The sequence below is a fragment of the Chitinophaga sp. 9-1-y genome (assembly GCF_059511905.2).
On the sequence record NZ_CM197955.1, the window covers coordinates 2,073,676 to 2,090,475 of the forward strand.

At 47.9% G+C, this 16,800-nt stretch carries 17 protein-coding genes; 15 read left to right on the plus strand and 2 right to left on the minus strand.

Translation table 11 applies throughout. From position 1 onward, the window contains the following. The first annotated feature begins 64 nt into the window (after nucleotides 1-64). The 4 genes from AC5ZC7_RS08115 (at nucleotide 65) to AC5ZC7_RS08130 (ending at nucleotide 3,775) form a co-directional block, all read left to right on the plus strand. Nucleotides 65-721 (plus strand): PIG-L family deacetylase, encoded by a 657-nt coding sequence (locus AC5ZC7_RS08115; protein WP_496162646.1) that lies wholly within the window; start codon nucleotides 65-67, stop codon nucleotides 719-721. Continuing rightward, entirely contained in the window at nucleotides 721-1,866 is a 1,146-nt protein-coding gene (locus tag AC5ZC7_RS08120) for a glycosyltransferase (protein WP_496162647.1), read from the plus strand. Before AC5ZC7_RS08115 ends, AC5ZC7_RS08120 begins: the two co-directional genes overlap by 1 nt. Nucleotides 1,867-1,868: 2 nt before the next feature. Next, entirely contained in the window at nucleotides 1,869-3,050 is a 1,182-nt protein-coding gene (locus tag AC5ZC7_RS08125) for a glycoside hydrolase 100 family protein (RefSeq protein WP_496162648.1), read from the plus strand. 92 nt (nucleotides 3,051-3,142) lie between these two features. Further along, the gene (locus AC5ZC7_RS08130; protein WP_496162649.1) at nucleotides 3,143-3,775 is read left to right on the plus strand and encodes a hypothetical protein; all 633 of its coding nucleotides are present in this window, start codon (nucleotides 3,143-3,145) and stop codon (nucleotides 3,773-3,775) included. Between the two features lie 81 nt (nucleotides 3,776-3,856). Here the strand turns inward: AC5ZC7_RS08130 and AC5ZC7_RS08135 are convergent, their stop codons facing one another. Then, complete coding sequence (locus AC5ZC7_RS08135) at nucleotides 3,857-5,119, minus strand: hypothetical protein (protein WP_496162650.1); 1,263 nt, start codon at nucleotides 5,117-5,119, stop codon at nucleotides 3,857-3,859. Between the two features lie 118 nt (nucleotides 5,120-5,237). On the opposite strand from AC5ZC7_RS08135, the gene AC5ZC7_RS08140 reads away from it, so the two are divergent. After that, nucleotides 5,238-5,777: a GNAT family N-acetyltransferase gene (locus AC5ZC7_RS08140; protein ID WP_496162651.1), complete on the plus strand. Its 540-nt coding sequence runs from the start codon at nucleotides 5,238-5,240 to the stop codon at nucleotides 5,775-5,777. Between the two features lie 102 nt (nucleotides 5,778-5,879). On the opposite strand, the gene AC5ZC7_RS08145 is transcribed toward AC5ZC7_RS08140, so the two are convergent. Beyond that, entirely contained in the window at nucleotides 5,880-6,206 is a 327-nt protein-coding gene (locus AC5ZC7_RS08145; RefSeq protein ID WP_496162652.1) for a hypothetical protein, read from the minus strand. A 301-nt stretch (nucleotides 6,207-6,507) separates the two neighbouring features. Between AC5ZC7_RS08145 and AC5ZC7_RS08150 the strand changes: the two genes are divergently transcribed. From AC5ZC7_RS08150 to AC5ZC7_RS08195, 10 genes are all read left to right on the plus strand, one after another. Then, nucleotides 6,508-7,647, plus strand: coding sequence for an FAD-dependent oxidoreductase (locus tag AC5ZC7_RS08150; protein ID WP_496162654.1), 1,140 nt, complete (start codon nucleotides 6,508-6,510; stop codon nucleotides 7,645-7,647). Continuing rightward, entirely contained in the window at nucleotides 7,638-8,351 is a 714-nt protein-coding gene (locus tag AC5ZC7_RS08155; protein ID WP_496162655.1) for a methyltransferase domain-containing protein, read from the plus strand. The genes AC5ZC7_RS08150 and AC5ZC7_RS08155 overlap by 10 nt, the downstream gene beginning before the upstream one ends. Beyond that, nucleotides 8,348-9,400, plus strand: a complete 1,053-nt coding sequence (locus AC5ZC7_RS08160; RefSeq protein WP_496162656.1) for a 3-oxoacyl-[acyl-carrier-protein] synthase III C-terminal domain-containing protein — start codon at nucleotides 8,348-8,350, stop codon at nucleotides 9,398-9,400. The genes AC5ZC7_RS08155 and AC5ZC7_RS08160 overlap by 4 nt, the downstream gene beginning before the upstream one ends. After that, nucleotides 9,394-10,170 (plus strand): SDR family oxidoreductase, encoded by a 777-nt coding sequence (locus AC5ZC7_RS08165; RefSeq protein ID WP_496162657.1) that lies wholly within the window; start codon nucleotides 9,394-9,396, stop codon nucleotides 10,168-10,170. Before AC5ZC7_RS08160 ends, AC5ZC7_RS08165 begins: the two co-directional genes overlap by 7 nt. 3 nt (nucleotides 10,171-10,173) lie before the next feature. Then, complete coding sequence (locus AC5ZC7_RS08170) at nucleotides 10,174-10,620, plus strand: ApeI family dehydratase (protein WP_496162658.1); 447 nt, start codon at nucleotides 10,174-10,176, stop codon at nucleotides 10,618-10,620. Next, on the plus strand, nucleotides 10,613-11,890 hold the full coding sequence (locus tag AC5ZC7_RS08175; RefSeq protein WP_496162659.1) for a beta-ketoacyl synthase N-terminal-like domain-containing protein: 1,278 nt from the start codon (nucleotides 10,613-10,615) through the stop codon (nucleotides 11,888-11,890). The genes AC5ZC7_RS08170 and AC5ZC7_RS08175 overlap by 8 nt, the downstream gene beginning before the upstream one ends. A 10-nt stretch (nucleotides 11,891-11,900) precedes the next feature. Continuing rightward, the gene (locus AC5ZC7_RS08180) at nucleotides 11,901-12,155 is read left to right on the plus strand and encodes an acyl carrier protein (RefSeq protein WP_496162660.1); all 255 of its coding nucleotides are present in this window, start codon (nucleotides 11,901-11,903) and stop codon (nucleotides 12,153-12,155) included. Next, nucleotides 12,152-12,736: a 4'-phosphopantetheinyl transferase superfamily protein gene (locus AC5ZC7_RS08185; RefSeq protein WP_496162661.1), complete on the plus strand. Its 585-nt coding sequence runs from the start codon at nucleotides 12,152-12,154 to the stop codon at nucleotides 12,734-12,736. Before AC5ZC7_RS08180 ends, AC5ZC7_RS08185 begins: the two co-directional genes overlap by 4 nt. Before the next feature lie 255 nt (nucleotides 12,737-12,991). Then, nucleotides 12,992-15,310, plus strand: coding sequence for a DUF1553 domain-containing protein (locus tag AC5ZC7_RS08190; RefSeq protein ID WP_496162662.1), 2,319 nt, complete (start codon nucleotides 12,992-12,994; stop codon nucleotides 15,308-15,310). Between the two features lie 30 nt (nucleotides 15,311-15,340). Then, nucleotides 15,341-16,792: a DUF1501 domain-containing protein gene (locus AC5ZC7_RS08195; protein WP_496162663.1), complete on the plus strand. Its 1,452-nt coding sequence runs from the start codon at nucleotides 15,341-15,343 to the stop codon at nucleotides 16,790-16,792. Nucleotides 16,793-16,800 lie beyond the last annotated feature (8 nt).

A 16,800-nucleotide genomic window follows, 5' to 3' on the forward strand; every position in this document is an offset into this window, starting at 1 on the left:
CCTTCCCGCATTTTCAGTAACTTTAGCTACTACTTACTAACCCTCCCGTCAAATTCAAATAGCCATGAAATTAGAGAACCCTGTAATAAAGCATCAGAAAGTCGCGGCCGTTATAGTTGCTCACCCCGACGATGAAACCTTATGGGCAGGCGGCACCATTTTATACCATCCGCAGTGGGACTGGACTATAGTGGGTCTTTGCAGGGCCAGTGATGCCGACAGGGCGCCTAAATTTTTTAAGGCATTACAGCATTTTGGAGCACAGGGCATACTGGGAGATATGGATGATGGGCCGGAGCAAACGCCGTTGCCACTGACAACCGTAGAAGCGCAGGTGTTGGCATTGCTGCCGGTGCAGCATTATGATGTGATTATTACCCATCATCCGCAGGGGGAATATACCCGGCATTTGCGGCATGAGGAGGTGAGCAGGGCGGTGCTGGGGTTATGGCAACAGGGAAAAATTGTGGCCGATGAATTGTGGGTATTTGCTTATGAAGACGGGCAGAAAGCATACTACCCGGAGGCCGTGCCGGAAGCCACTATTTATCATGTATTGGAAAAGGATATCTGGCAACAGAAATATGAGGTAATTACGGATACATATGGTTTTACGACTGATAGTTGGGAAGCAGCCACTACACCATTGGCGGAGTCATTCTGGCGTTTTGGTAGCCCGGAAGAAGCGCAGCAATGGCTGAACAGTTTATCATGTGACTGATGAGAGTATTATTATTGTACGATTACCCACCGGCTCCCGGTGGATTAGCTACGCAAGGTCATTTATTGTACCAGGGCCTGTTAGATATTGGCGTAGAAGCATTTTCAGTGCACTACGATTCTCCATTGGAAAAAGAATGGTACTACCGTTGGTTTAAGCCCGATGTAGTAGTAGGGATTGGTTATTGGGGCCATACGCCCCAGTTGATTCTCCACCCGCAGAAGTTCGGTTTGCAGCCAGTTCCCTGGCTGGTGGCAGACGGCTATATTGCCAATTACCAGGAGGTGCTGAATAAGCTGCCGCTGATATTGGTGACATCTGAATGGGTAAAGGAGATGTATATACGTGATGGTATTCGTGGCGATAAAATTGTGGTGTTGCCGGTAGGATGTAATACGGAACAGTTTACTCCTTTGCCCAGGACCCATCCGCAAGTGCACGCCATCAGGGAATCGCTGGGTATTGCAGATGATGAACTGATGTTGCTCACTATTGGTGGTGACGCCTGTTCCAAAGGCGCCCGGGAAACCATGCAGGCGTTGTCGCAACTGGAAGGACAAGTGCCGCCTAAGTGGCAATATGTTTGTAAAGTATGGCCGCAGCCCCGCACGTGGTTGCAGAATGAATCCGATCTGGAGCTGGCAACACAGCTGGGACTGAAAGATAAAGTACAGTATGTTACCAGTATTGTGTCCAGAAATTATATGCCTTACCTGATCAATGCCTGTGATATTTATGTGGCGCCGTCCCGGTTGGAGGGGTTTGGAATGCCCCAGGTAGAGGCGGGGGCATGCGGAAAGCCGGTGATGGGTATTCATGCGATGGGAATGTTGGATACGCTGGTGCATGAAAAAACGGCGCTGATGGCGGAAGTAGGAGAGCGGATTGTGGTGAATGAAGTGATCCTGGGATTGGAATCCGGTTTTACAGTGAATCATAAAGTAGTATTTGGTACCCCGCGTACGGTAGACTATAGGGCAGATGTGAATGATATCCGCCGGCATTTGCACCGGTTGATGAACGATAGCGCCTGCCGGCAGCAACTGGGCCTGGCAGCCCGGGAGCATGTAGTGTCAAAATTTGATTATCGCGCGGTAGCCCGGCAATTTGTGCGGGTGTTGAATGAAAAGCTAAATATTCATTGAATATGGAAGCATCTACCTGGTTAACAATAAATGCCGCAAAAGAGGCAGCACTGCAGGTGTTATTGCATAACGTAAACGGCCCGTTTCATGGGCTGCCACGTACTGCGGGATGGGGATATCCGGAACCCTATACAAGGGATTTGCTGTTGTCTTTTTTTGGGGTAGCCGTTACCGGTAATAAGGTGCTGATAAAGAGTATCCGGAAAGTATTGGAAACATTGGCGAAGAACCAAACACCACATGGACATATCGCGTCGCTGGTGCATGATAAAGAAGACCTGGGGTCCAGCGATAGCACGCCGTTATTTTTATTGGTTACCGGCATGTACCGGCAGCTGGTGGGAGAGCCGCTGTTCCTGGAAGAAGCGGTGAACAGGTCGTTGAAATGGATGGAGTACCAGAGCCCTTCGGATCGTTTCCTGGTGGCGCAGCAGCCTACCAGCGACTGGCGCGATGAGCAGTGGGTGCTGGGGTATGGATTGTTTGTAAATACGCTGATGTATAGCTACCTGCGGGTGCTGGGCCAACACGAGCGGGCAGACCGGGTACGGCAGGACATGGGCCGTTTTACTATTACCGGAGGCGTGCAACACCACCATGTACACGAAGGATTGGTAGTAAAACATAAGCCTTATTACGCCATGTGGTCGTATAAAGTGCTGAGCAGTGAGCGGTTTGATTTGCTGGGCAACAGCCTGGCTATTCTCTCTGGCCTGGCAGCGCCTACAAGGGCTGCGGAAATGGTGAGCTGGATTGAAGAAGAATGTGCCGCGCTGATAGACAGCGGGCAACTGGCCGTGAAACTGCCGCCTAACTTCTTCCCCTATACGAAACCGGGGGATTACGACTGGCACGAGCGATATGCTATCTATAACCTGCCGGGAGAATACCATAACGGTGGCATCTGGCCTTTTATCTGTGGCTTTTATGTAGCGGCACTGGTGGCGGCAAAAAAATATAAACTGGCGGAAGAAAAGCTGGTAGAGTTAACCCGGGTGGTGACGATTTCCAATAGCGGCACCCTCACATATGGCTTCAATGAATGGCTGAAAGCACAGGATGGGACAGCCAAAGGACAGGAATGGCAAACCTGGAGCGCTGCTTTGTACCTGTATGCCGTAAAGTGTGTAGAGGAACGGCGTACCCCTTTTTTCGAAGAAATGAGAATAGTGGCCACTAGATAAGTATCTGTCATATTCTATTTTCGTGTACTCATGAATGGTAGTATCTTCGCTGCCGTAATCCCTGTAGTAATACCAAATTATTTATGAAAATAATGAGTGCTTTTAGATCCCTGCTCCTGTTAGCTGCCTGTAGTATTGCATTTGTTTCCTGTAATCTTGAAATGGCCGGACCAGATGCTAATCCTGTTTATCCGCCTGGAACAAACAATCCGGGAACACCCAATCCGGGTTCAGGTGGGGACGCAAAAATAGTAGGTACCTGGACTTTTACAGGTTTTGTACAGAAAAGTAGTACAAAGCAAACCCAGGGAGGAGGAACACTTACTTCCTATTCAGAGATCAATACCACCAATAACGCGGGTGTTTTTGTGTTTGACGATAAAAAGGTGACTTTTACTGATATGTCATATCTCTTTAGCGGTACCATGAAGATGACTATAACTTACCCGGGTATACCATCCCAGACACAGAATATTCCGATTAATGAGCTGATGCAACCTTATAGTGGTTCTTCGGGGTATAAGCTAACGGGTAATACCATTCACTTTGATGAGGGCTTTATGGAAGATCCAACCGGCACCATGGGCAACGTTTCCTCAGCAGCTGATGCTACCGTAGCTATTGACGGCGATAACATGACTTTAAGCATGGATCTCGGGCAGATATCAATGCCTGGCGTTCAGATATCGGGATCACAGGTAATTAAATTTGTGAAGAAGAAATAAATTAACTGATTTCACTATAAAAACAAAAGGTGGCCATATGGTCACCTTTTGTTTTTATAATGGGGCGGCTGAATGTAATAGTTATTTATTTTTGGCATCGGCCTCCCGCCAGATAGCTTTAATCGTTTCTTCCGTATTCATCCCATCGGGGCAGCCGGCAGAACGGGTATTCGCGCGGAACTTCACCCTGGGCTGTTTGTATCCCAATGTAACAATGCGGGTCACGGGCATTTGTAAATGCCCGTTGGTATCATGAGCGGCGATCCAGGTGTGGGCATAGCGCAGCCAGTCATTGCGGTATTGTTCCGGTTGTTGGTAAAACCAACTGATTTCATCATAGCCCCAGGGGTAGATGGTAGTAGTATCCGGTACGCCAGGATGCTTGCTGATACCAAAATTATCCAACTCCACCAGGTAAGGCATCGAGGCGGCCTGCCAGCCACTGGGTGCCACCGCGCCTTTGCTTCTCCCGAAAAGGGCATCGGTAAAACCCATCTCCAGTACTCCCTGCTGCGGATGCGCAGGCACAGATTTAATACGGAGGGGGAAGGAGTTGAAGTCGAGCAAACTTTGTCCGTTTACTACCATGCCACCGGAGGGGGTATGGGCATCGAGCAATACCCAGTGATGGAGGGTATGGTCTTTGGCGTAAGCGCGTAGCTTTTGCAGGAAGGTGGCCCAGGTGCTGAGGGTAGGATCTTCCATGCCGATCAGTGCAATTTGTCCCAGGTGCAAGGCTTCACAGCCTATTTCCAGGTAAGTGCCGGCCAGGAACATCAACCATAGCTGTGTTTCATTCCGGGTAATATCTGGTACGCTGTTGCCTTTGCTCCAGTGGTCCACCAGTTTCCCGTGAAGATTGAGCATGTCGTCATACCGGAAATGGCGGTTTTCCGGTGGAAGGCCCAGCGCGGTAAATGCCCAGACGGGAATGGGGATGGTATTGACCTGTGGCGTAATCTGTTCAAACAGGGCGGCCTGAAAAATTACGTCCGGATCGTTTTTGTGTACAGCCTGGACCAGGCGTTTGGCGTTGGCGAGATAGTCTTTGTTGGTCAATACGGCCTCGCTTCCCCAGCGGTAAATGGCCCTGCCAATGAATTTGGCGCCCAAGTGATGAATGAGCCGGATGTCATCTTCCTTGTTGGGATAAGGCGCATCCAACGCGTAGGGATCTACGGCCAGGAATTCGGTCATGGTGACTGCATGATTCAGGTAGTTCTCCAGCAGGGGCCTGGAAATGCCTTTTTCGTCGAAGGAGGACTGCTGCCCGTAAGCGGTAGTAGTACCCCACAAGAGGACAGCCAGCAGGGCTGCTGCCGGACGCTGAGTGATGCTTCGCATGTCGTGGAATAAATTTTAAACAAGATACTTTTTTTTGCCTGGGAACTACCCTGTTTGTGGGGGATGGTAGCATTTCTTTTTATCCTATATTTAGTTTCAAAAACGACCCAACTTTATCATGAATCAGTTCCCCGTTTTGCCAACCCAACGTTTGCGTCTTATCGAAATTCAGCACTTGCATCAGCCGGATTTATTCTACCTGTTAACAGATAAGCGGGTAACGGAATATTATCATGTAGTGCCGCTCAGAGAGGTAGCGGATGTAAGAAAAGTGGTGGATTTTTTAAAACAGCGTTTCGTGGATCAGCAGGGTATCCGCTGGGGGATTGCGTTGGAAGGGCGGGAGGAGCTGATTGGTATGATTGGTTTCAACAGTTTTGTGCCGGGGCATAAGGGAGTGCTGGTGTTTGCGCTGATGCAGGAGTATTGGGGGAAAGGCTATATGTCGGAGGCAATTGGCGCAGTACTGGAGTATGGTTTTACCACACTGCAGTTGAAGCGGATAGAGGCGGAGGTATTACCTGGAAACCTGGCTTCTGAAAGGGTATTAACCAAAGCTGGCTTTCATCATGAGGGGTTGTTGGCACAATGGATGTGGTGGGATAATAAAGCTTATGATATCAATATGTATGCGTTGCTGCGGGCACCGCACCAGTAAAGCATCTTTACTGAACCTGCTGTAAAGGCATGGTCATCCCAGGCCCTGACAGGGCGGCGCAATAAAGACACTACAGGTTAAGTTGATCCGGCGGTAGCTGGCTTAGGCTTTTTTGGCGGCTGCTTTTTTGGGAGCAGATTTTTTAGCGGCAGTTTCGGGCTTGGCTGTCTTAGGAGTATCAGCCTTAGGAGCGGTAGTTTTTTTAGCAACGGCTTTTTTGGCGGCAGCTTTCTTTTTAGGTTTGGCAGGCGCTTTTTTATCTGACAAACCGGCTACCATGGCTTTACTTGCCTTTTTGATGTTACGATGAAATTTCTTCTCCCCTAACAATTCTTTTAAATCACCTAAAGCGGCGGTTAATACTTCGGCTACTTTTAAACCAGCATCCTTTTTCAGATGCTTGCCGGCCGGTTTCCTGGAATCGGTCATGGATAAATAATTTATTTACAAAAACAATTAGGTTCAAAATTAACAATTATATAATATTGGCAATGTTAAGTTTTATAGGAGTATGGTAAACAGACGTATGTGCCTTTTGTAATTTATATATTTATTGAATGTTAAAGATGTGGGAAGAGGGGGATGGTCATATAGTTTCGTATAGTCGGTACAGTTAGTACGATGCGCCGGGGTTATTTTTCGCTGCCATTTTCAGCCGTAAATTCATTATATTTAGAAGAGCTGCCGTTTTGTTGTGTCGGAGCTTGTTATTGTTTTAACCATAGGGGTTATGGGATCCAGAGATGTCATTATTATCGGAGGCGGCCTTTCCGGCCTTAGCAGCGCTATTCATTTATCGAAAGCTGGCTTGCAGGTAACTGTTATTGAAAAAAATACCTATCCTTCGCATAAAGTATGCGGAGAGTATGTGTCCAATGAAGTATTACCTTATTTACAATCGCTTGGGGCAGACCCGGCAGCATTACAACCTTCCCGCATCAGCCGGTTGATGATTTCAGATCATTACGGCAAAACATTGGAAACGCAGCTCCCACTGGGAGGCTTCGGGGTGAGCCGCTATGCATTTGACCAATTCCTGATGCAGCAGATGCTGCAAAATGGCGTGGTATTGATTGCCGATACCGTGACCAACGTAGTGTTTGAAAATGATCGTTTCTTTATAGATACCAACGAACACGGAGTATTTTCTGCACCGGTGGTACTTGGTGCTTATGGGAAAAGAGCGGCGCTGGATACTAAGCTGGGCCGGAATTTCATGAATGAAAAATCGCCCTGGCTGGCAGTGAAAGCCCACTACCGGGGAGATTTTCCGGCAGATACGGTAGGACTGCATAATTTCGATGGCGGCTATTGCGGGGTATCTAAAGTAGAAGATGATATCCTCAATATCTGCTACCTCGTGAGTTATGAAAGCTTCAAAAACTATAAAAATATTGCGGCGCACCAGGAAGAAGTATTACATCGTAATCATCACCTGAAAGCGATTTTTGAAAACAGCACGATGCTGTTCGACAAGCCGCTGACCATTAGCCAGGTGTCGTTTTCTGAAAAGGAAAAAGTAGTGAATCATATCCTGATGACGGGCGATACGGCAGGGTTGATTCATCCCCTTTGCGGAAACGGAATGGCCATGGCTATTCAAAGCGCGCAGATAGCATCAGAAAAAGTATTGCAATATTTCGACGGCGCAGGGAAAAGCAGGCTGGTAATGGAACAAGGATATACAAAAGAGTGGGGGAAAGTGTTTAATGGGCGTATGCGCACCGGCAGATTGTTATCACGCCTGTTCCACAACGAAAAATTATCGGCTACCATGATGAAGGGCCTCATTATATTTCCGGGTTTATTGCCAGGTATTATCAAACGTACCCATGGCAAACCGCTAAAAGTAGCAGCCGAATGCGTATAGATACCCGGCAAAGAAGTCAGGCGCCTGAAATAATGGATGATTTTAACATGGAAGGTGCGTTGTTAAAAGAAACACTGCATAAAATAGCACAAATCAACAGGCTGCTGGGAGGTAACCGCATCACCTTAAAAGGTGTGGCTGCCCTCCTCAAAGATATTCCTGCTCATCAAACTATTAGCATCGTGGATGTTGGTTGTGGCAATGGCGATATGCTCCGGCAGTTATCTTCCTACGGAAAAAAAATAAACCGGCGCTTTCAACTGGTTGGTATAGATGCCAATCTCACTACGGTAACGTATGCACGGGAATTATCCCGGCAATACCCGGATATTCAGTATTATTGCCAGGATATTATGACGCCTGCATTCCGGGAACAACGCTATGATATTATTTTATGTACGCTTACCCTGCATCATTTTACAGAAGCGGAAATCCGTCATTTGATGACCATATTCCGGGAACAGGCCCGCATCGGCATTGTGGTGAACGACTTACACCGCAGCGCCCTGGCGTATCGCCTGTTTCAGCTGATTTGCCTCGTATTTAATTTAAACAGCATGGTGCGGGCAGACGGACAAGTATCTATTTTGCGGGGATTTAAGAAGAAGGAATTACATCATTTATCAGCAGAACTTAATATCGGCGCCTATTCCCTGCAATGGAAATGGGCATTCCGGTATCAATGGATAATCAATAATTTATGAGCGTTAAAATACAATCTGTCGCTAAAGCTATCCCTCCCTATACGAGAACTACCGCGGAAATATTACCATTTTTAGATGCCTGGCTACACGGTCAGGACGACCGCTTCATCCGGAAAGTAAAGAAGATCTTTGAGAATGCGGGCGTCGACAAACGCTATTCTATCATGGGGCCGGAAGAAGTGTTTAACAAAACATCTTTTGAGGAGAAGAATAATATTTACATGCGGGAGGCGATTGTACTGGGGCGTACCTGCCTGCTGGACGCGCTGCAGAAAGCCGGATTGAAAAACACGGATATAGATTATATTATTACCGTTAGTTGTACCGGTATTATGATTCCTTCGCTGGATGCATACCTGATCAATGAGCTGCAGCTGCGCCAGGATATTATAAGATTGCCCGTTACTGAAATGGGATGTGCGGCAGGTGTATCAGGGATTATTTATGCCAAGAAAATGCTGGAAGCCAATCCCGGCAAACGCGCGGCAGTGATTGCGGTGGAATCGCCTACCGCTACTTTTCAACTCGACGATTTTTCTATGGCTAATGTGGTGAGTGCGGCTATCTTCGGAGATGGTGCTGCCTGCGCTATTTTATCTTCACATGCAGCAGATACCGGCCCGGAAATTCTCGCGGAAGAGATGTATCATTTCTATGACGCTGATTATCTCATGGGGTTCCATCTTTCCAATACCGGTCTCAAAATGGTGTTAGATATTGAGGTCCCCGAGAAAATAGAAGCACACTTTGGGGATATTGTGCATCCCTTTCTGGCTAAAAATAACCTGGAAATTGCAGATATTGATCACCTCATCTTCCATCCCGGTGGCAAAAAAATTATTCAGCTGGTAGAAGAGCTGTTTCGTAATATGGGCAAGAAATTAGACGACACCAAAGAAATTTTGCGCTTATATGGCAACATGTCCAGCGCCACCGTGTTATATGTACTGGAACGATTTATGGACAAGGCGCTTCCCAAAGGTGACAAGGGGCTGATGCTGAGTTTTGGGCCAGGATTTTCCGCACAGCGAATTCTATTACAATGGTAAAAGAGTTTGATGCCAGCTGGGCATTAATATTAGGAGGTAGTTCAGGGTTGGGACTGGCGTCGGCGCGTAAGCTGGCAGCACATGGCATGAATATTTGTATCGTGCATCGTAATACCCGGGTGGAGTTACCTGCCATTGAAGCAGCTTTGGGAGATATCAAAGCCCTCGGGGTACAGGTGCTTTCCTTTAACGTGGATGTGTTGCATCCGGAGAAGCGCGCGGAGGTATTAACACAACTGCAAGTCGCCATGGGAGAAACGGGGCGCGTTCGTTGCCTGCTGCACAGCATTGCACGGGGCAATCTCAAACCCTTGCCGGTATTGCAGGGAGATGATTTTAATACCACTATTCAACATATGGCGGTGAGCCTGTACGAGTGGTCGGCGGAGCTGTTACAAAGGCAACTATTTACGGCAGATGGGCGTATCCTTTCTTTTACCAGCGATGGTAGTTACAAGGCAGTGGCCAACTATGCGGCGGTATCTGCCGCCAAAGCGGCACTGGAAGCGATTACACGAAGTATGGCATTGGAATTTGCCCCCTATGGTATCCGTGCCAATTGCATTCGTGCAGGGATTACTGATACCGCGTCTTTGCAGCGCATTCCGGGCAGTGATGTGTTGCTGGCCTATGGGAAGGCACACAACCCCTTCCAGCGGTTAACTACACCGGAGGATGTGGCCAATGTGGTATACCTGTTGTGCAAAGACGAAGCCGCCTGGATCAACGGCGCTATCATCCCGGTAGATGGCGGTACGCATATTCATTAAGTTATGACGAAGGAAGAAATATTATTGCATTTACCTTACGCACCTCCTTTTTTATTTGTAGATGCGCTGGAATATATTGATGAAGAAAAGGTAACGGGCACGTATATATTTAATGCAGACCTGCCCTGTTACCAGGGACATTTTAAAGGACACCCGGTAACGCCAGGAGTGCTGCTCACAGAAGTAATGGCACAAATCGGCGTAGCTTGTTTGGGTATTTATTTATGGAGAGATAAGATACAGACGCAGGTACCATCGGTGGCGATGACCTCCACCCAGGTAGATTTTTACCGGCCGGTGTACCCGGGAGAAAAAGTAACGGCAACAGCTACAAAAATATATTTCCGGTTTAATAAGCTGAAGTGCCGGGTGGCGCTGCATAATGCAGTTGGTGAATTGGTTTGCGATGGTGTTATTGCCGGAATGATGATGACAACTAATCATGAATAACAGGGTTGTAATTACAGGATTGGGCGTAGTATCGCCGAATGGTGTTGGTATAGCGGATTTCCGCGATGCCATTAAAAGCGGTGTATCCGGTATCCGTTATGAAGCGGAGCTGGCGGCGCTACAGTTTTCCTGCTGTATTGCCGGCCGGCCGGTTGTTTCCGAGGACTTGCAAAAGCAATATTTCGATGAGCTGGAATTGAAGCAACTGAAAAGTTCCGGCATTATATATGGCGTTATTGCCGGTATGCAGGCCTGGGCAGATGCACAGTTGCCATTGCCTGCTACTAACACACCCGACTGGGATAGCGGTACGATATTTGGCGCCGGTACTTCTGGCGTAGATAAATTCCGGGAAGCTATTTATAAAGTAGATGATTTACAGGTAAGGCGCCTGGGCAGTACGGCCGTCACCCAAACCATGGCCAGCGGCATCAGTGCTTTCTTGGGTGGCAAGCTGGGATTGGGCAACCAGGTAACTACTAACTCTTCTGCCTGTACAACGGGCGCCGAAAGTATATTACTGGCTTACGAACGGATTAAATATGGTCATGCCAAACGTATGCTGGCAGGCAGTACCAGTGAAAGTGGTCCTTATATATGGGGCGGCTTTGATGCCATGAAAGTAAGTACGTTTAAATATAATGAACAACCTGCGGCAGGATCCAGACCGTTGAGTGCTACTGCCAGTGGTATTGTACCTGGCAGTGGTGCAGGGGCGTTGTTGCTGGAATCGCTGGATAGTGCGCTGGCACGTAATGCCCCGATTTATGCAGAAGTATTGGGGGGTAATATTAATTCAGGTGGCCAGCGAAATGGCGGGAGCATGACCGCCCCCAACCCGGATGCCGTGCAACGCTGTATCAGCGCGGCACTGCAACAGGCAGGCGTTTCCGGAGCCGAGGTTGATTTGATTAACGGACACCTTACGGCCACAGGAAAAGATGCAGAAGAAGTACAAAACTGGTGTGTGGCACTGGGACGCAGTGGTAAAGATTTCCCCTGGCTGAACGCATTGAAATCGATGGTAGGACATTGTTTGAGCGCATCGGGAAGTATAGAAATGGTAGCCGTGGCATTACAACTGAAAGAAGGATTTATATGTCCGAACATTAACTGTGAAGATCTGCATCCGGAGGTAGCCGCTATGGTAGATCCGGAGCGTATTCCGCGGCAGCTATTGTATAAGGACATACAGGTGGCCGCAAAAGCCAGCTTTGGTTTTGGAGATGTAAACGCATGTATCATCCTGAAAAAATACGGGCAATCATAAACGAAAACATATGGAACAAGCAACATTCATTGAGCAATTAAGAGAAATAGTCAGGCCTTATGCAAAGAACCAGGAAGCCCTGGCGCAGATTAATCTGTCGACCGATTTCATCAACGACCTGAAGATTAATTCTGCCAACCTGGTAGATGTAGTGCTGGATGTAGAGGAGAAGTACGATATCGTTATCCAGAACGAAGAAATGGAGCGAATGCTCAATGTACAGGCCGCCCTGGATATTGTGGAAGCAAAGCTGAAAGAAAAGTGATTGGCAACGACATTGTTGATTTACACCTGGCGGAACAGGAAAGCAATATTCACCGCAAGGGATTCCGGGACAAATTATTTTTGCCCCATGAGCAGGATATGATTGAAAAGGCGGCGCATCCTGCAGTGATGCTCTGGTTGCTCTGGAGCTGCAAGGAGGCCGTCTATAAAATCATTCATCGTAATACCCGTGAAAGAAAGTTCGCACCACAGCAGTTTGCCTGCTACCTCTCCCCAGATGCTGAAGCAACAGGCGAAGTCATTTACCGGCAAGAGCCTTATTATTTTCAAAGCCACCACATCGGGTCCTGCATTCATACAGTAGCAGCTGTTACACCCGCATTGCTGCAGCAGGCAAGGGCCAACACCCGGTATCATATTATATCAGATTGGCAACAATTATTGCCACCTACCGAACTGTTTCAAAAGGATGAACATGGCATTCCGTATATTCATGACCGTTATAGCGGAGAACGTTGGCCTGTTTCCGTTAGTCATCACGGCAAGTATGCGGGGATGGTAAAAATACTCATTCCTTCTCCTCCCAAATATCTTTTTTCCCCACTGGAAGATATTGACTGACCACTCATCCCAAAAAAATGCGCTCTTTTCCCCAAAAATGCTACATTGTACATATGTATATACATAATGGTAAAATAACGGTACATTGGGTCAAAATAGTATCAAAATAGTATGCCTTAAAGGCCGATATTTACCGAGCGACAATGAAACAACCAATAGCTATAGATTGAATACTGGTGGAAATCTCTGCCATGCTTTGTAATTACCGCGATTATCAAAAATCAAGAGTGTGATATACGCTTAATAAAATGAATTATGTTCCAACGTTATGCTAAACTGACGGTCGGTTTCCTGGCAGTGTTGGCTGCCTGTAATAGTGGTGGCTCTCCCGATAAGCAGGAAGAAAAGTTACCAGAGATAGTTGATTACAACTTCAATATTCGTCCCATCTTATCGGATAAATGTTACGCTTGTCACGGTCCTGATGCAAACAAGCGGGAAGCCGGATTGCGCCTGGACATTGCTGACAGTGCCTATAAGGCATTGAGAGAAACGCCCGGTGCACACGCACTGGTGCCGGGTAATCCCATGGCCTCCGCAGTATACCAACGCATCAGCACCAAAGATACTTCGATGCGCATGCCGCCGGTTTCGTCCAATATGGCGCTCACCGGCTATGAAATCAAGTTGATTGAGAAGTGGATTAAACAGGGCGCCCAATACAAACCGCACTGGGCATTTGTGGCACCGGTATCGCCGGCGCTGCCGAAAGTAAATGATGCCCAATGGCCACGCAATGAAATTGACCGCTTTGTATTGGCACATATGGAAACCAAGGGGCTGGAACCCAATCCTGTAGCGGATCATGAAAGATTGCTGAAACGCCTTTGCCTGGACCTCACCGGCTTACCGCCTTCCCAGGAACGGATGGACCGTTTCGCAAAAGATACCAGCGCACAAGGTTACGAGCGCATGGTGGATGAACTGCTGCAAGACACCGCCTATGGCGAAAAAATGGCCATCCATTGGATGGACGTTGCCCGTTACGCCGACTCTCACGGCTACCAGGACGATAACTACCGTACTATGTGGCCCTGGCGGGATTGGGTGATTCATGCATTCAACGAAAACCTGTCTTACAAAGACTTTATTACCTGGCAGCTGGCAGGAGATATGATGCCCAACGCTACCCGCGAACAACTGCTGGCATCCGGTTATAACCGCAATCATAAAATCACAGAAGAAGGCGGGGTAATAGATGAAGAATACCGTATTGAATATGTATCAGACCGCACCAATGCTTTCGGTAAAAGCCTGCTGGGCATTACCATAGAATGCGCGCACTGCCATGATCATAAATACGATCCGTTTTCACAAAAGGAATATTATGAGCTGTTCGCCTTCTTTAATAATGTAAAAGAAGTAGGCTTGCAATCTGTTGTAGGTGGTCCTGAAACCTACGCCAAAACGCCATATATGGAGATCACCAAAGAAGATCTCAAAGGCGTGCTGCACTTCATCAACAAACAAGACACCAATAGATTGATTGTATCGGTGATGGGAGAAAGAGATACCACCCGGAAAACGTATATCCTTGGCCGTGGTAACTATGACAACCCTACGCTGGAAGTCACACCGGAAACACCTCATTCCGTATTACCTTTCGATGTTAAACAATATCCGGCGAACCGGTTAGGACTGGCGGGCTGGTTGTTTGATAAACGCAATCCGCTTACCGCAAGGGTTTTCGTGAATCAGCAGTGGCAGGAAATTTTCGGCAGAGGGATTGTAAAAAGCACGGGCGACTTTGGCATGCAGGGAGATTTGCCCACTAATCCGCAGTTGCTCGACTGGCTGGCCACCGACTTCATGCAGCATGGCTGGAATATTAAACGCCTCATGAAGCAAATGGTGATGTCGGCTACCTATCGGCAGTCCGCGGTAGCTTCCAAAGAAAAGCAGAAAATGGATCCGGAAAATATTTTCCTTTCCCGTGGCCCCCGTTTCCGCCTGCCGGCAGAGCTGGTGCGCGACCTGGTATTGCAGAGCAGTGGTTTGTTGGTACATACCATAGGAGGCCCCAGTGTAAAACCTTATCAACCTAAGGGATTATGGGAAATGGCTACCTCGGGCAGAGGTATCCTCGCTACCTATAAACAAGATCATGGGGAAAGCCTGTACCGCCGCGGATTATATACCTTCATCAAACGTACGGTACCACCACCTTCTATGATGATTTTCGACGCCAGCAACCGGGATCAGTGCGAAGTGAAACGCAGCAATACCAATACACCATTGCAGGCATTGATTATGCTGAATGATCCTACTGTGCTGGAAGCCTCCAGGGTACTGGCTTCGCGGTTACTGCAACAAAACAATAACCCGGCAAAAAATATAGAACAGGCATTTCGTTTGATCGTTTGCCGCACACCACAACAGCAGGAAGTAGCGATTTTGCAGAAATACTACGAGCAACAACAACAATTATATAAACAACAACCAGCGAATGCGGTGAAGCTATTACATCAGGGGGAATCCCCCATGGCTGCCAACCTGGACAACGCCCAATGGGCAGCTATGATGCAGGTAATCACCACTATTTATAACCTGGAAGAAACGCTTTCAAAAACATAAACGGGCCGTCACCCTTTTAAATATAGGAAGATGAAAAATGAATTTATAGAGCATCACCTGAATATGAACCGCCGCAAATTCTTGTCACGACTGAGTTTGGGCGTAGGTAGTCTGGCGTTGGGATCTTTGCTGATACCGGATATTTTTGGTAAAGGCGGTGCAGAAGAAGCCCCGTTTATTCCAGGTGTGCCACACTTTGCACCCAAGGCGAAAAGGATTATTTACCTGTTTCAAAATGGCGCGCCGTCGCAGTTGGAAAGCTTCGACTATAAACCTAAGCTGCGTGAAATGATGGGGCAGGAGTTGCCCCCTTCTATCCGCATGGGACAACGTTTAACGGGTATGACGTCCGGACAGTCGTCATTTCCGCTGGTAGGATCGCATTACGATTTTAAACAGTACGGTGATTCGAGAGCCTGGATCAGTGACCTGTTTCCGCATACCGCCAAAATAGTAGATGATATCTGTATTGTGCGGTCCATGTTTACGGAAGCCATCAACCATGATCCTGCCTTAACATTTTTCCAAACCGGTGCACAGCAGGGAAACCGCGCCAGCTTTGGTTCCTGGATGAGTTATGGATTAGGTAGTGAGAATAAAAATCTGCCGGCATTTTGTGTGTTGCTGTCGAGAGGAAAAGGTAACGGGCAGGGCGTATATTCCAAGCTATGGTCCAATGGATTTTTAGATAGTATTCACCAGGGGGTACAGTTTAGCAGCGGCGAAAGCCCGGTGTTATACCTCAACAACCCCGATGGTATTGATATGGCGAACCGCCGTCAGATGCTGGACCAGTTGTCGGCTTTGAATGATCAGTCGCTGAAAGAGTTCGGGGATCCGGAAATTGCCACTAAAATACAGCAGTATGAAATGGCGTATCGTATGCAAACGGCGGTGCCGGAGCTGACGGATCTCTCCAAAGAATCGGATGATATTATTAAACTGTATGGACCGGAATGCCTGGTGCCAGGCACTTTTGCAGCCAATTGCCTGTTGTCAAGAAAACTGTCTGAAAGTGGTGTACGCTTTATCCAGTTGTATCACCAGGGTTGGGATCAGCATGGTAACCTGCCCAATGAAATGGCTGGCCAGGCGAAGGACGTGGATCGTGCTTCTGCCGCACTGATTACTGACCTGAAACAACGGGGCCTGCTGGATGAAACGCTGGTGATCTGGGGTGGAGAGTTTGGTCGTACTAACTATTGCCAGGGCAAAATGACTGCCGACAACTATGGCCGTGATCACCATCCGCGCTGCTTCTCCATCTGGATGGCCGGTGGTGGTGTAAAACCAGGGGTATACGGAGAAACAGACGAATTCGGTTATAACATTATCAAAGACCCGGTGCACGTACATGATTTCCATGCCACCGTTTTACACCTGATGGGGCTGGATCACGAGAAATTAACTTTTAAACACCAGGGTCGCCGCTACCGGCTTACTGACGTTGCCGGTAAAGTAATACCGGGATTGATGGCCTGATAAATACA

Bases quoted from the DNA above. Each gene is read 5' to 3' on its own strand.
- AC5ZC7_RS08180 (WP_496162660.1), top strand. From the start codon at position 11,901: ATGGAACAAGCAACATTCATTGAGCAATTAAGAGAAATAGTCAGGCCT.
- AC5ZC7_RS08155 (WP_496162655.1), top strand. From the start codon at position 7,638: ATGCGTATAGATACCCGGCAAAGAAGTCAGGCGCCTGAAATAATGGAT.
- AC5ZC7_RS08140 (WP_496162651.1), top strand. From the start codon at position 5,238: ATGAATCAGTTCCCCGTTTTGCCAACCCAACGTTTGCGTCTTATCGAA.
- AC5ZC7_RS08170 (WP_496162658.1), top strand. From the start codon at position 10,174: ATGACGAAGGAAGAAATATTATTGCATTTACCTTACGCACCTCCTTTT.
- AC5ZC7_RS08125 (WP_496162648.1), top strand. From the start codon at position 1,869: ATGGAAGCATCTACCTGGTTAACAATAAATGCCGCAAAAGAGGCAGCA.
- AC5ZC7_RS08160 (WP_496162656.1), top strand. From the start codon at position 8,348: ATGAGCGTTAAAATACAATCTGTCGCTAAAGCTATCCCTCCCTATACG.
- AC5ZC7_RS08115 (WP_496162646.1), top strand. From the start codon at position 65: ATGAAATTAGAGAACCCTGTAATAAAGCATCAGAAAGTCGCGGCCGTT.
- AC5ZC7_RS08135 (WP_496162650.1), bottom strand. From the start codon at position 5,119: ATGCGAAGCATCACTCAGCGTCCGGCAGCAGCCCTGCTGGCTGTCCTC.
- AC5ZC7_RS08195 (WP_496162663.1), top strand. From the start codon at position 15,341: ATGAAAAATGAATTTATAGAGCATCACCTGAATATGAACCGCCGCAAA.
- AC5ZC7_RS08120 (WP_496162647.1), top strand. From the start codon at position 721: ATGAGAGTATTATTATTGTACGATTACCCACCGGCTCCCGGTGGATTA.
- AC5ZC7_RS08150 (WP_496162654.1), top strand. From the start codon at position 6,508: ATGGGATCCAGAGATGTCATTATTATCGGAGGCGGCCTTTCCGGCCTT.
- AC5ZC7_RS08145 (WP_496162652.1), bottom strand. From the start codon at position 6,206: ATGACCGATTCCAGGAAACCGGCCGGCAAGCATCTGAAAAAGGATGCT.
- AC5ZC7_RS08130 (WP_496162649.1), top strand. From the start codon at position 3,143: ATGAGTGCTTTTAGATCCCTGCTCCTGTTAGCTGCCTGTAGTATTGCA.
- AC5ZC7_RS08165 (WP_496162657.1), top strand. From the start codon at position 9,394: ATGGTAAAAGAGTTTGATGCCAGCTGGGCATTAATATTAGGAGGTAGT.
- AC5ZC7_RS08175 (WP_496162659.1), top strand. From the start codon at position 10,613: ATGAATAACAGGGTTGTAATTACAGGATTGGGCGTAGTATCGCCGAAT.
- AC5ZC7_RS08190 (WP_496162662.1), top strand. From the start codon at position 12,992: ATGTTCCAACGTTATGCTAAACTGACGGTCGGTTTCCTGGCAGTGTTG.